The sequence below is a fragment of the Pseudoalteromonas sp. SG44-8 genome (assembly GCF_014164125.1).
Lineage (GTDB): Bacteria > Pseudomonadota > Gammaproteobacteria > Enterobacterales > Alteromonadaceae > Pseudoalteromonas > Pseudoalteromonas rhizosphaerae.
In genome coordinates this window covers 25,384-40,276 of the sequence record NZ_JACJEQ010000009.1, presented here as the reverse complement: position 1 = coordinate 40,276, position 14,893 = coordinate 25,384, and the positions used below count along the sequence as shown (strand labels likewise).

Annotated in this window: 12 protein-coding genes; 7 read left to right on the top strand and 5 right to left on the bottom strand. The window is 40.7% G+C overall.

What is annotated here, in order from left to right; genetic code table 11:
* Positions 1 to 103: 103 nt before the first annotated feature.
* The 7 genes from H5163_RS09495 to nudB all read left to right on the top strand — a co-directional run bounded on the left by H5163_RS09495 (position 104) and on the right by nudB (position 7,159).
* Positions 104 to 994: a DUF4097 family beta strand repeat-containing protein gene (locus tag H5163_RS09495; protein ID WP_145240195.1), complete on the top strand. Its 891-nt coding sequence runs from the start codon at positions 104 to 106 to the stop codon at positions 992 to 994.
* A 446-nt stretch (positions 995 to 1,440) separates the two neighbouring features.
* Positions 1,441 to 2,292 (top strand): pirin family protein, encoded by an 852-nt coding sequence (locus tag H5163_RS09490; RefSeq protein WP_145240193.1) that lies wholly within the window; start codon positions 1,441 to 1,443, stop codon positions 2,290 to 2,292.
* Between the two features lie 52 nt (positions 2,293 to 2,344).
* Positions 2,345 to 4,198 (top strand): monovalent cation:proton antiporter-2 (CPA2) family protein, encoded by a 1,854-nt coding sequence (locus H5163_RS09485; RefSeq protein WP_145240191.1) that lies wholly within the window; start codon positions 2,345 to 2,347, stop codon positions 4,196 to 4,198.
* Positions 4,191 to 5,087: a LysR family transcriptional regulator gene (locus H5163_RS09480; protein WP_149982269.1), complete on the top strand. Its 897-nt coding sequence runs from the start codon at positions 4,191 to 4,193 to the stop codon at positions 5,085 to 5,087. Before H5163_RS09485 ends, H5163_RS09480 begins: the two co-directional genes overlap by 8 nt.
* 116 nt (positions 5,088 to 5,203) lie before the next feature.
* A complete protein-coding gene (locus tag H5163_RS09475; RefSeq protein WP_182735001.1) occupies positions 5,204 to 5,893 on the top strand; it encodes a pirin family protein in 690 nt (229 codons plus the stop codon).
* Between the two features lie 28 nt (positions 5,894 to 5,921).
* Positions 5,922 to 6,650 (top strand): sulfite exporter TauE/SafE family protein, encoded by a 729-nt coding sequence (locus tag H5163_RS09470; RefSeq protein WP_182735000.1) that lies wholly within the window; start codon positions 5,922 to 5,924, stop codon positions 6,648 to 6,650.
* Positions 6,651 to 6,715: 65 nt separating this feature from the next.
* On the top strand, positions 6,716 to 7,159 hold the full coding sequence (gene nudB, locus H5163_RS09465; protein WP_182717536.1) for a dihydroneopterin triphosphate diphosphatase: 444 nt from the start codon (positions 6,716 to 6,718) through the stop codon (positions 7,157 to 7,159).
* Between the two features lie 45 nt (positions 7,160 to 7,204).
* Here the strand turns inward: nudB and H5163_RS09460 are convergent, their stop codons facing one another.
* From H5163_RS09460 to H5163_RS09440, 5 genes are all read right to left on the bottom strand, one after another.
* Entirely contained in the window at positions 7,205 to 8,083 is an 879-nt protein-coding gene (locus tag H5163_RS09460) for a DNA-binding domain-containing protein (RefSeq protein ID WP_182717537.1), read from the bottom strand.
* Positions 8,080 to 9,021 (bottom strand): DUF692 domain-containing protein, encoded by a 942-nt coding sequence (locus H5163_RS09455; RefSeq protein ID WP_182734999.1) that lies wholly within the window; start codon positions 9,019 to 9,021, stop codon positions 8,080 to 8,082. The genes H5163_RS09460 and H5163_RS09455 overlap by 4 nt, the downstream gene beginning before the upstream one ends.
* 13 nt (positions 9,022 to 9,034) lie before the next feature.
* A complete protein-coding gene (locus H5163_RS09450; protein WP_259399799.1) occupies positions 9,035 to 11,308 on the bottom strand; it encodes a ferritin-like protein in 2,274 nt (757 codons plus the stop codon).
* Positions 11,309 to 11,665: 357 nt separating this feature from the next.
* Positions 11,666 to 12,811, bottom strand: coding sequence for a DUF1624 domain-containing protein (locus H5163_RS09445; protein ID WP_145240173.1), 1,146 nt, complete (start codon positions 12,809 to 12,811; stop codon positions 11,666 to 11,668).
* Entirely contained in the window at positions 12,801 to 14,873 is a 2,073-nt protein-coding gene (locus tag H5163_RS09440; protein WP_182734997.1) for a TonB-dependent siderophore receptor, read from the bottom strand. Before H5163_RS09440 ends, H5163_RS09445 begins: the two co-directional genes overlap by 11 nt.
* Positions 14,874 to 14,893 lie beyond the last annotated feature (20 nt).

Below are 14,893 nucleotides of genomic sequence, written 5' to 3'. Positions count from 1 at the left end.
TAATAAAAATAAAAACCAATAAAAACAAATCATTAAATTTTGGCTTTGTTTTTGCTATAAATTAGCAAATCGTAAAATATAATTAACAATGAGAAAATAAATAATGATCAACAAACCTCTTTCTTTGCTAGCCAAAGCCCTTCCTATTGCCACTAGCCTATTGTTTCTCAGTGGCTGTATTGTGCATGTTTCAACCTCGTCAGCCAATATACAACAACAGCAGCAACGCTCAATATCAGCGTCACAATTACAGCAACTAAGTATTAATGCTGAGGCGGGTTCACTTAAAGTGATCGGCTCAACCACAGCAACTAACATCAGCGTAGATGCCACTATTTATACAGCAAAAAGTGATGACCCTTACATACTTACTCTGGAACAAAAAGGCGATAAAGCCGTACTTATAGCAAAAAATTATAGTTCATCAGGAATAGTGGTATATCAAGGTAATTCACCCAGTATTGATTTAGTTATTACTGTGCCAAGCTCATTTAACCTTGAGATTGACGATGACTCTGGCGATATAGATATTGCTGGTGTACTAGGTAATATCATTATAGATGACGACTCAGGGAGCATTCGTATTGATCAAGGTCATCACGTCACAATTGACGATGATTCAGGGGATATCGATCTGCAAAATATTACTGGTAATGTAGAGATCAGTGATGACTCTGGCAGTATTACTGCACGTAACGTTGCTGGCAATATGACTATTGAAGATGATTCGGGTGATATAACCCTTACTAATATCACTGGCAGCGTAGATATTGACGATAACTCTGGCAGCATCAATGCCAAAACTCTAGGCAGTTACATCACCATTGAAGATGAATCGGGTGATATTTATGTTGAACATGTAAATGGCCTAGTCACCATTGAGGATGGCTCAGGCAGTATTCGTGTTAACGACAGTAAAGGTCTCACCATCATTGACGCTGGCTCTGGTGATTTGAGCATCGATAATATCAACGGCCCAGTAAAACTTAACTAACTCTTGATGTAAAACGGCCAAGTAATTGGCCGTTTTTTACTGTCTAATTTTGTGTTGTCGGTCGTGTGATCACAACAACTGCTATATTTTGCTAATCGCAAATACCCTCAGCGTCTTATCGCAATGCTTGATGAGCGTAAATGTGTCGTCGCTAGTTTCCCTACCTTCGGTATTTTGCATTAAAAACATCAACAAGTAATAGTAAGCACTGTTTACTACGCATAAAGCTCCTTTTAGTGCCATACAACACACCATTAAAATTCTTTAAAAAAGAATGTTAATGCCTATTTTTACTAATTTTCGTTCTTTTAACCTGAGTATATTATTAATCAAGCATCAATAGTGACACTCGAAATTAAGTGATCATCTATTGTTAGGGCTATAACTTATGTATTCAATTAATCGAATCAACGTGACTCTGCTTGGTCACCTTTAAGGAGCAAAACATGGCTAAAATACTCAACCCAACTGAACATGATATTGGTGGCTTAAACGTAAAGCGCGTACTGCCTAATTTTGATAAAAAAATGGTGGGACCATTTATCTTTTTTGATCACATGGGACCAAACGATTTTCCTGTTGGCCAAGGGATCAATGTTCGCCCTCACCCGCACATAGGCTTATCAACACTCACTTATTTATTTCGCGGCAGCATTTTACATCGCGACTCGCTAGGTAATAATTTAGAAATCCACCCAGGCGATGTGAACTGGATGACGGCAGGTAAAGGCATTGTTCACTCAGAACGAGAAAGCTTTGAAGTGCGCGCTAACCCGCATCATATTGACGGCTTACAATGCTGGATTGCGCTACCAGAAAATATGACTGAGATTGAGCCTTCATTCACCCATATAAAAAAACAGCAACTACCACACATAATTCATGAAGGTATCATGATGCGCTTAATTGTTGGTGAAGCTTACGGATTAAGCTCCCCAGTTAAAACCTACTCCCCCATGTTTTATATTGATGTGGTTGGCAGCGCCAATAGTCAAATTAAGTCGCCTAACCCACAGCAAGAAACCGCGTTATATGTTATTTATGGAAGCGTTACCGTGGGTCAACAGGATTATCAAGCGGGTGATTTTATCCTACTTGATAACCTCGATACTGATATTCACTTTGCCAGTGATGCACGCTTTATTTTGCTCGGTGGCGATAAATTTGAAAAAGTCCCATACTTGCATTGGAACTTTGTTGCTTATAGCAAAGAACGCTTAGAGCAGGCAAAACAAGACTGGCAAACTCAACGTTTCCCAAAAATCCCTGGTGACGATAAAGAATTTATTCCGCTATAGTAAACAGTATTTTAAGGCATAATAAGTTAGCCAGTATTAGCAAAGGACAACTATGTTAGAGATCGCATTAATTTATTTAGCCGCAGCCATTGTTGCGGTGCCTATCGCAAAACGCCTTGGGTTAGGCTCCGTGCTCGGCTATTTGCTGGCAGGTATTTTAATTGGCCCGTATTTGCTGGGGTTAGTGGGCGATCAAACGTCTGTTATGCATTTTGCTGAATTTGGTGTAGTAATGATGCTGTTTTTAGTCGGCCTTGAACTACAACCTGCTAGGCTTTGGAAGTTACGCCACTCTATTTTAGGGCTTGGGGGGTTGCAAGTAACCCTAACAGCGGCGGTAATTTTTGCAATTTGTTATTGGTTTATGGCCATGCATTGGCAAACAGCACTAGCAATTGGTTTAATGCTCGCGCTTTCTTCAACAGCAATTGTGCTACAAAGCCTGGAAGAAAAAGGTTGGCTGAAAAATGAAGCCGGCCAAAATGCGTTTTCGGTACTGCTATTTCAAGATATTGCCGTTATTCCTATTTTAGCATTACTACCACTATTGGCGTTTGAGCCAATGTTAAATGCCACCAGCACGCATAATTCGCTAACTGCCGATTGGCCAGTTTGGGGGCAAGTAACCGCCTCAGTAACAGTGATCGCGGCAATTATTTTAGCTGGTAAGTATATTTCTGCGCCGCTATTTAGGTACATTGCTGAAACCAGAATGCGGGAAATATTCACTGTATTTGCGTTATTTTTAGTGGTAGCGATTGCGCTGATTATGCAAAATGTTGGCTTATCTCCAGCGTTAGGGACTTTTTTAGCTGGTGTGGTACTGGCAGAAAGTGAATTTCGTCATGAGTTAGAGGCCGATATAGAACCCTTTAAAGGACTGTTATTAGGATTGTTTTTTGTCGCTGTCGGTGCCTCTATCGACTTTGCATTGTTATTTAATCAATTTACTTTAGTGGTTACATTGGTTGCAGCTTTAATTGTTGTAAAGGCCGCTGTTTTGTATGCCTTAGCACGAACTTTTAAAATTCATCATACCCAGCAACTGTTATTCACTTTAGCCCTAGCACAAGGTGGTGAGTTTGCTTTTGTGCTCCTGACGATGACTAATACATTGCAAATTTTAACCCCAGAACAAAGCAACTTAACCACCTTAGTCGTGGCCATCTCAATGTTAATAGCCCCTTTACTATTAATGCTTTACGACACATTACAAAAACGTAGCAACACAACAACAAAACCTGAGTTTGATAAACCAGAGCAGATAAGCCCAGCCAAACACGTAATCATTGCTGGGTACGGCCGTTTTGGACAAATTATGGGGCGCTTACTGAGCACCCAAGGGTATGATATCAGTGTCCTTGATCACAGTCCTAGCCAAATTGATCTGCTGCGCCGCTTTGGTAATACGGTGCATTATGGTGATGCAGCACGTAAAGAACTACTCGAAGCCGCTGGAGCTGATACCGCACAATTACTGGTTATTGCTATTGATAATGCCGACAAAACTCTCGAAATAGTTAAACTTGTCCGCAAACACTTTCCGCACTTAAAGATTGTGGCGCGCGCTAAAGATCGTCGCCATGCTTACCAATTACTTAATTTGCACGTTGATGCGTTTAACCGAGAAACCGTTGACTCCGCCATCAACCTTGCCGTTGAAACCCTAGAACTATTAGGTAATTCAAAGGAAGACTCGCAGCGCGCAGGACACTTATTTAGAGAGCACGATCGTGCTTCAGTACTGCAACTAGCAAAACTGTGGGGCGATGATCACAGTTATGGTGTAGCGGTACGTCAACGCACTGAAGATCTAAAACAAGTACTCAATCAAGATAAACGTGCCAGAGAATCACTCAATACCTGTGACCAAGGTGACTGCGAGGACAACCATAAAGATGCTTAAAATAACTTTAGAGCAATGGCGTATGTTTAGGGCTGTGGTTGAACATGGCGGTTTTAATCAAGCATCACTAAAAATTTATAAAAGCCAATCAAGTATTCACAATGCTGTTGGTAAAATTGAGACCGCTTTAGGTGTTAAGTTATTTACTATTGAAGGACGTAAAACCGTGATCACCGAAGCTGGTGAGATGATGATGCGCCGCGCTAATTACCTACTCGATGAAGCCGCCAAAATAGAAGCAATTGGGCAGACTCTCAGTGAGGGGATTGAAAGCAAATTACGCATTGCTGTTGATGAAGTTTTTCCGCAAGCACTGCTTTATAAAGTACTCAACAATACCTCGGCAATGTATCCATTATTACGTATTGAATTATACGAATCAGTACTGACTGGCGCGAATGAATTACTAGAGAACACCAGTGCCGATATTGCAATATCGGGATTCACTGGCAAAGCCGGGTTTAGTGAAGAGTTGTGCAATATCGAGTTTACTGCTGTTGCGCACCCAGATCATGCGTTACATAGCATCACTCGACCTATCACCCTTGAAGATTTAAAATCGCATCGACAAATTGTGGTACGCGATTCTGCCTTACACAATAAACAAGACGGTGGCTGGTTAGGTGCCGACCAGCGCTGGACAGTAAGCCATATGCGGACTTCCATTGATATGATCAGCAACGGCTTAGGCTTTGCTTGGCTACCTAGCACAGCGATTACCAATCAGTTAGCACAAAATCGGCTCAAGCCCCTTAATCTTAGCCACAATAGTAAGCGCAGTGCCATGCTACATTTACTATTTAAAGACGGTGATCGCCTTGGCCCGGCAGCGCGCACATTCATTGGCGAGTTACGATATCAAGTAATGCAGGCTGATCTTGATTGCTAACCAAGGGCTTTCATTCTATTAATTAGAACGAATAGTCCTTTTAAAAGCGATTTTAATCTTCCTTATAAAACTTATACTGCTGCTATTCAAATTAGTGTTTAATCAGGAGTTAAGTTATGCACTACATACGCAAAGCCAGCGAGCGCGGCCAAGTTGATCTTGGTTGGTTACAAAGTCAGCATAGTTTTTCATTTGGCCATTACCATGATCTAAAACACATGGGGGTGTCGGTACTTAGAGTGATCAACGAAGATAAAGTACTTGCAGGCCAAGGCTTTGGCACTCACGGACACCGGGATATGGAAATAATTTCTTATGTCATTTCCGGCGCATTAAAACACCAAGACAGCACTGGTAATGAATACATTGTTCCTGCTGGTGACGTGCAACGGATGAGTGCCGGTAGTGGTATTATGCACAGTGAATATAATGCTTCAAATTCAGCAACAGCGCACTTTTTACAAATTTGGATACAACCCAAATTGCGTGGTATAGCCCCTAGTTATGAGCAAAAAAGTATTCCGCAAACAACTCAGCTTACACCACTTGTTACACCAAATGGCGAACACGGCAGCGTGAGCATCAACCAAGATGCCAGTATCTATCGTTTAAAACTTGATGAGGGTCAATCGCATACATTGCAAACAGCGAATAGAAAAGGTTATTTGCATATTATCTGCGGGCATATAGACGCAAACAAGCAAAATTTTAGTAACGGCGATGCCTTTGCACTAAATCGCAATGAACGGGTAACATTAACAGCCACCAGCAGCTTAGAAGCGCTGTGGTTTGATCTACCAGCATAAAGTAAATAATCAGTAAGTAGAAAAACCAATGACAGTAACAACCCTCTCTATCATCGCATTTGTCGTATTGCTCACCGGCGTGTCAAAATCAGGCTTTGCAGGAGCGCTTGGAGTGTTTAGTGTCCCTTTACTAATGCTAGTGATGCCCCCTGTTGCCGCAATCGGTTTGATGCTACCGGTACTTATTGTTGCCGATGTCTTTAGTTTAAAAAGTTACTGGCAACAATGGGATATACAGCAACTTAAACGCTTACTACCGGGTTTATTGGTAGGCGTAGTTATTGCACATGCGTTAATTGGCTGGTTAGATGCGGCGTTTATAAAAACAGCGATTGCTATTTTATGTATAGTGTTTGCTATTCGCAGTTTAGCCTTTAGCAAGTTTACTTTTAGTGCCTTAAATAGCCGTTTAGGTGCCTTCTCTATGGGCGGTTTAGCCGGTATTGCAAGTACCTTAGTACATGCTGGCGGCCCACCTTTAATAATGTATTTCAGTACCATTAAGTTACCACCGAAACGATTTGTCGCAACTGTGGCGATTATTTTTGCGATGATGAATGCCGTCAAGCTTATTGGCTTTATTAGTCTGGGTTTAATCGAAATAAAGTGGGCATTAATTGCACTTGCCAGCTTGCCGATTGCTTTTTGTGGTAATCGTTTAGGGATCTGGTTGCAGGGCAAACTCAATACTGCGCAGTTTCTGAAAATAATGAATGTACTACTCTTGTTGCTGGGTATTTGGTTGTTAGTGATGTGATCTGGCTAGTTAAACATTTCGTAGTTAGGTAAACTGATTCAACAAACGCTATTTAAGGCTCTATTTTGTTAAATAACCAACCACTTCGTAAACCCTTCTCTGTACTGGTTGTTATTTATAAAAAAAATAAAGACTGTTTACTGATCCAACGTACCGATGATGCTAACTTTTGGCAATCAGTCACCGGCGGGATTGATGAAGGCGAAACGCCTATTGTGACAGCTTACCGTGAGCTATTAGAAGAAACAGGGATAGATGCCCGCGCACTGGGTTTAACAATACGTGATCACCAAAAAACCAATCAATATACCATTAGAGAGTCATGGCGACACCGCTATCAAGCCAATGCGTTAATTAATACTGAGTATGTTTTTAGTATTTGCGTACCCGATGATATCGCCATTACTTTAGATCCGAATGAGCACACCGATTTTATTTGGCTAACGCAACAACAAGCGGCTGACAAAGCCTGGTCGCCAAGTAATCGCGATGAAATCTTGGCGCTATAGTTTATTTAATTGTTATCAATTAGGTTAACTGCTTACTTGTAGCACTTATTGAAACAATAAGCCCATATTGATTGCTTGTGGCAACCACATCATTGCGTCTGAGGTTAACTCATCGCTAGAAACCTCTAGCTGTAATGCTGTTTGCTTAATCGCCATATTAAAGCTACTTCCTTGTATACAAAAACCGAGTAGCAAATACTGCCAATGAGCTAAAGACCAGACTCTAAATCTATAATGTATACGTGTTAAAGCAAGGTAACATGGTTGCTGAATAGGTAAAATCAACTCATCAGGCATTACTTCTAATTTTGCTATGCAGGCTTCAATTTGTGAAATGAGCTCTAAAATAGGGTAATCTAATGTTATTACCCGCAAACAAGGCGCCGCTTGAATATCAGTATTATTTACTAAACACGTGAGCATTTGCTGTTCGATAGAAAGCTCGGTTGCCGTTACATTTTTTTCAAGACCTTGGGCTACTAACACCTCAGACTTGGTGCGTTCAAATAAGGCTATTTGAGCAGGTAAATCGACCATAGTTTGTTGAGCAACATCGATTATACCTTGTGGTTTAGTTTGTGCTAAAAATTCGGCGAATTGCTCACCTAAATAATATAGACTCCAACTTTTAGAAGGCACCGTCACAATAAATGCTTTAGCAAATGTGGAAAATAACGAATCTCCCATATATTGCGCCAACAATGAAAACTCACAACGTAAACAATCCACAAGCCTTAGCACATAACCTGCAGCGTAAATATCTACTCGCTGCTGGGCTGAAATTTTATCTGTACTTTTAATTAGCGTATCAAGCATAACGCCATCATGCGCATATGCCTGTAAGAGTTTATCATCCAAATCACCACGAACAATTAATACTGTTTGCAACCAATGTTGCACTTGCCTCAATGAATGTTCACTCATAATTTCTCTTTAGCTAAAACCAGCGGTGTAGAAATACAACCTTGTTGGTGGCTATTTTGTACTGGAGAATGAGGAATTTGACCCGCTAATACAGTTTTAGCTTTGTTTAACTCAGCGACTAATTTAGGAAACGCAGGAATATTTGCATCCCATTCCAGTAAAGTCGAGACAGGCCCACATAAAGATTGCGCGAGTTGATACAATTCCCATACAGATTCAGGAACTGGTTTATCATGGGTATCTATCAAACAATGCCCGCTGAGTGTTGGCCCCGCCAAATGCATTTGCACAATACTTTTAAGCGGTAAGTTTTTTATATATTTCCTTGGGCAAAAACCGTGATTATACGCCGACACATAAACATTATTAACGTCTAGCAGCATAGCACACTGTGTTTGTTCGACCAGCTGCGTAAAAAACTCCGGCTCCGTGAGCGACGAGTTTTGAAACTCTAAATAAGTAGAGGGGTTCTCCAGCACTAATGGCCGCTGTAAAAAGTCTTGTACCTGATTAACCCGGTTAATAACATGCTTTAAGCTTTCCTCAGTAAGCGGCATAGGTAGTAAATCGTGGCTATTTACTCCTGCAAAGCCTGTCCAACATAGATGATCTGATATCCACGCTGGTTTTACAAAATCCGCCAATGCTTTTAACTTTTCTAAATAGTCAAAATCAAGCGCAGAGCTACTGCCTATATTCATAGACACACCATGCATAACAATAGGGAAATCAGCCATCAATTGTTCTAATACATGACGGCCATAGCCATAATTATCGATGTAATTTTCACTAATGATCTCAAACCAATCAACCCCTGTTACTGGTTTTTGCATTAAGTACGGATAATGCTCACTGCGCAACCCCAAACCAAAGCCTAGCGGGTTTATTTGCTCAATAGCAGAAGCAGCAAAAGGCTGCTTCTGTATGTATGATGTCATGTATTCAATCCAATTAAGTTGAAGGCGGAAGCGCTAAGCGAATATCATCTGCAGGTGGCGGCGTAGTTTGCACTCCTTTTGCATTACAATAGGCCTGCCACGCGATACTGTAAACCGCATCACCTTCTTTAAATGGCATTTGCTCTAGAACTTTACCTGTTTCTGGGTCGGTATATGGTTTAGCGGTAGATGCATAGCCTGGTCCATCACCAAATTCAAATAATTGCATCTGGGGTTTTGCTGATGGCTCTTTTGGGAATAGCTGCGAGGCAGAAATCGGCACAGCACAGCCACCTAAATTATTACATTTGTTATTTGCAGGAGCGCTAAATGGACCATCAGCAGGGGCGCTACCACCACAGCTTCCTCCCGGTGTTGTGCTATGCACAAACCCACACCCACCTTGTGCTTTGCAATTGTTCGAACCTTTACAGCTGTGGAACACTGTTGCGGGAGGCAAATTATTTGAATTTTCTTTTGTATAATCCATACCTTGGCATGCATGGTATAAAACATCCTTAGACATATCCGCAATACCCGCAACCAGATCTGGAGCCTGCCCTGTTGTAGCCCAACAAATAGATACTCGATCGCCCGAACCACCCATTGCAGGACCTGGAAACTCAGTCGTTTTACCACCCCAATAGCGATCCAATGCTGTGGTAAGTCCTTTTAAAGTGCCAACCGCTGATTCACTAAAAATTTGATGTGTTTGTGCACGACGTTCAGGGCTAGAAAACAAATTATTCAATGCTTTTTCTACATCAACTACAGCAGGTAAATCTGGGTGCTTATGCTTAGCCTTATCGCCACCTTGCGGGTTAAGCATTGCTACTGTAAATTTACCGCACAAGTTATGCCACGTTTGCCAGGTCATATACACTTGGGCCGCGTTGTTATCACTGTAAGATTGACCCTCTTGGTATTCATATTGAATAATCAAATCAAGTACATCAGCAAAGGTAATAAAATGATCTTTTTTAGTATTTGTAATACGTGCGCATGCAATACCTGATACTGGAAGTGGCTTTTGCCCAGCGCTATCCGCTGGGTAATCTTCTTTTAGGTTATCAGCATTAGGTTGAAACTTAGCAGCGACCTGATGATCATCTGCCTCAATCGGTGTGCTTTTCAATGCTACCGTTTGTTGCTGCAAATACGTTATTACCCAACTCTCTGCCGCCCAGCGGCTGCAGATTTCAGAAACAACACCTTTACCTTCACCTTGATCCGTTATTGCATTGATATTATTAACAATCTCAATTTTTAACTTATCTAGATCATTACTTTCATTGATTGAACCATTAATCCCCGGGTATTGCGGTTTATATTCGCCTGAGTCACGAGTATTAAAGTAATCACGTTGCACGGAATCAGGTTTAGCTGGATTCACCAAAATATCAATTAAGCTACTACCATCCTCATACACAATTTCAAGATAGTCCCAATAACAGCAATACATATGCCCGATAGAACCAAACATAGGTAAATCAACTTCTGTATCTGTTGCTTTAAACCAATCAAAAGGAGCTGTTTCAAAGTATTTAGGGCGAACTCCATCTAAATCTTTATTAATTATTAATTTTTTTGCACTTTCCTCGGTTTCTTCAATCAATAAAAACAGTAAAGCCTGCTCTTTTGTCAATGCAGCTGCATTGACTCGCATATCTTGTAGTGTTTGACCCTGAAAGTGAGTTGTAAAGTATTCTTTCACTTTAGGACTAAGTTTTGATAAATCACGGCTGCAGTCTTTAAAATCTAAGATATGCGGGATTTGCGTTGTATCGTCATAACAATGCCAACCAAACTTTTCTGTTTGCAGTGCATTACTGGTAAATGAAGGAGTTAGATTTAGTTTACTGGCGATATTAGAAGCCAACTGTAAATGCAGCATTTCTTCTATAAACACACTATAAACAGCATTAAACGCCTGTTCATTTACGCTCAGTGGCTTGCTGGGTTTTGGCGTTGGAGTAATATCTAATTTTGCTATTCGTTCATTAGGAATAAAGCCTGCTGTTGCCCCTAACCCAGGCCATAAACGCTCGGGATACAAGCCTTCATCCCCACCTATTGCATGCATGCCTTGTATTGAATACAGACCTGTCATATATAACGGGATGGTAAATAACTCAACGTTAATCGCAGCTTGTGCGATGGCTTTTATACACGCAATATCAGCGTCTTTGTAACTTACGGGACGCTCTTTAATTTTTTTGTATTGTTTGATGCTGACTTTAAGATCAAGATCGAGGTTAATCCTTACCGCCTTTTGTGCACTCTGCATTTTCAATTGCTCCATGATGACAGTTATATGCGACCAAGAAACTTGTCGCGTAAGTCAAATGAGTGTAGAAGGTTTCATCAGCGATGCAGTATTACAATACATTACAAAAGTAGATATTTGGTACAGAAGTAAAACTAATACTTTATTCAAAAACAGTAAAAAGCGCGTTGATAAGCACATTAAAGTGGCGTCCGTTTACCCGCTAGTAGCAATCATTTTACTGCGAATATTTACCTCTATCGGCATCATTGTAGATTTGCAAGTAAGATTTAATACTGAATACCCTTGTTATACCCAGCCCCAAAAGCTAGGTATAACAAGTGGATAAATAGCCGGCGCTATAACCGCTGTTTGTTACTATAAATACTTTAACCAAGGTTTATTTGCTTTGCGCTTATAGTGACTAAATGCCTTAGTTGGCCAATATAAAGTAACGGCTAACACAACCGTAATTAACCAAATCCATGTAATATCATTTACGGCAAAATATGCACCATGATTAGCACCAAAAATAGCACTGCAAATTGTGTATAAAATCAATAAAACGTAAAGATGAAAAATATAAAAGAACATCGGCACCGAGCCATACACTCTTAAAGCATTACTAAAGCGATTTAACGGACGCTCAAAAAACCATAAGCCAAAAAACATCAGCGCTAAAGTGATTAATAAAAAGCTCAGTGAAGGTGGATATTTGGTAACGTTAAATATCGACATAGCCGTTTGCACTGCTGTTGAAAACTGCTGCCAAGGTAGCGTTTCGCCATAGATATTTAAGCCGCGTAAAATAGCAAATAACGCTATACACGCTAAGCCCAAACCAATCAGCCACTGTTTACGATCTTCACTGTCTCGATTATGTGCGTACAGTGGGCCTGCGCAGTAACCAAGTAATATAACCCCAATCCAAGGTAATACTGGGTAACTGATTTTGACATTAACTAAACCACCTTCAGAGATAAAGCCGCGATCGTGCAGAATAGTCCATAAGGTATAACCCCACTCATCAGGACTGAAGGTAATTGGTGTGAGTAAGTTATGGCCAAAAACGATCAATAAACCCAATGCTAACAATAGTCGTTGCGGTAAGTTAATTAGTAATGCCAGAGCCAGCATACACAGGCCAATAGCCCATATCACTTGTAGAAAAATAGTCGGGATAAACCAAATCCACAAAAAGCAAATAACCGTAACTTCAAGGGCAATTAAAAACAACCCCCGCTTAACTAAAAAACTACGTGCAGAGCGTACTTTACCTGAGCTTGGGTGGCTATAAAGCCACGCCGAAAGCCCTGTTAAAAAGATAAAGGTTGGCGCGCAAAAGTGCGCTGCAAAACGGCTCCAAAACAGCCCTGGAGAGGTAACGTCAACATCCATTGGGTCTAATACCGGCATTTGCGAGAAAAAACGCTCTCGCACATGATCAAGTAGCATGAGTAAGATAACCACGCCACGCATGATATCGATACTGTGAATACGGTTTTTAACTTGTTCAGAAGTCATATGTTATACCCAATTTAAACTGTGTTGGTGCACCAGGGTAGGCCCATAATGCGTTGTAGCTACTGGCTATGTAGCTTTCATCAAATACATTATCAACATTAAGTGAAACATTTGTCCGTTCAGTCGCCTGCCATTGAGCAAATAAACCCACCAGCTGATAACTTGGTAAGTTAAAAGATAAGCTTATTGGGTCGCCCAGTCGCTCTGAAATATATTGATAATGACCACCAAATTTAATGTCTTGCTCAAGTACACGGGTATTGTGATTTAAAGAAAGCGAAAAATTATTTTTTGGTACGTTAACTAACGGGCTACCTTTAGGAATAGGCTCTAACCACTCAACATTAATCATGTCTTTGGCCGTTTCAGCCTTTACGTAAGCATACGAAAGTGTGTACTGAGTGTTTTCACCTAAACTACCAGTCAGATCAACCTCAATACCTTTACTGGTTACTTTACCAATAGGTTTTGAATAACCCTTATCGTCAGCCACCAACATGTTGCCTTTGCTAGCATCAAATAAAGCGATGGTACCGCTTACGTTGTCAAAGCCAAACTTCACACCCACTTCAAAGGAATCACTTTCTTCAAAACCAAACGATTTACCCTTAGCATCAGTACCACTTAAAGGTATAAACCCTTCGGAATAGCTGGTATAAAGGTTAATCGCATCATTTAGCTCATATACCATCCCTAGCCGTGGGCTAAGTCGGTTCATCGTGCTATCTGAGGCAACGCCTGACTTAGTCTCGAAAATATTCTGCTCAATTTCATCAAACCGCAATCCCAGCATTAATTTAAAACGCTCGGTAAGGTCTAACTGATCTTGTACATAAATACCGTATGCCTTTTGCTTTTCATTGTTTTCATACAGTTGCGCAACATCGGGGCCTTGCCCTTCACTGTAGTTTGGCTGATAAATATTTAATGTGTACGTATCTTTACCACCACGATAACGATAAAGCCCAGTGCGAAGCTCATAGTCATACCCATCAACACCAATCAAAACATGGTTAGTGATATCAGCAAGATCAAAATGACCACTTAATTCTGCGCGTACTGACAAATCATTAGAGTAATAATCTCTATAACGGTGTTGACGCGTAAGCATAGGATTATCTAAAGACAAAGTCTGTCTTGGAGGAGATAGTTCAGCATCAGACGAAAAACCTGTTAACGTAGCGGTACGATGGTTAGCGCCCAATAAGAGTGACCAGTCGCGATTAAAGTCATAGTCATAATTAAGTTGGTGTCCGCGAGAGTACACTTTAGTTGGCGCATCATTAGGGTTACCTAAAAAGCGACGTCTAGGTACGGTGTCAAAATTATCGTTAAGAACAACAATACCTCGGTCATACATTTGCTGCTGGTCAACGTACTCAAACTCATACGTTAATGACGATTTATCATTGATGCTGTAATACAAAGAAGGCGTGATCACAAACTTATCATGATGTACGTGATCTCGAAAACTGTCACTATCTTGCCATGCACCATTAATTCGAAATGCAATATCTTCAGTTAGGCCGTTAGTGTAATCACCTTGCACACGTTTATGATCTTCACTGCCAAGTTCAGCTTTTAACTGGCCTTGCTGATAGAACTGTGGTTTTTTAGTAATGATATTAATTGTACCACCTGGTTCAGAACGACCATAGAGTGCAGAACCAGGACCTTTTAACACTTCAATATATTCAATGTTAGATACATCACGTGGGCCCGCAAAACCTCGCCCACCACTAAAGCCATTAATTAAATAGCCGGATGGCATATTTTCATTACCCGATAGCCCCCGTATAGAGTAGCTATCCCACAATGCCCCGCCATTATTTTTACGAGAAATACTGGCAGAAAAATCCAGTGCATCTCTAAACTTGGTAATGCCATTATCAACCATCATTTCTTTACTTAATGTGGTAATTGACTGCGGTAATTCTTTAAGCGGAATATCGCCTCTAAAGGCTTGCTTATGTGCAATGGTGATGGTTTCTATATCTGATTCTGTGGCATTAGAGCCAAAAGAAAGTGCTGCAAAGACAAGAGTTAATGCTGAGTACTTCATGATCCACTTTTAATAATAGC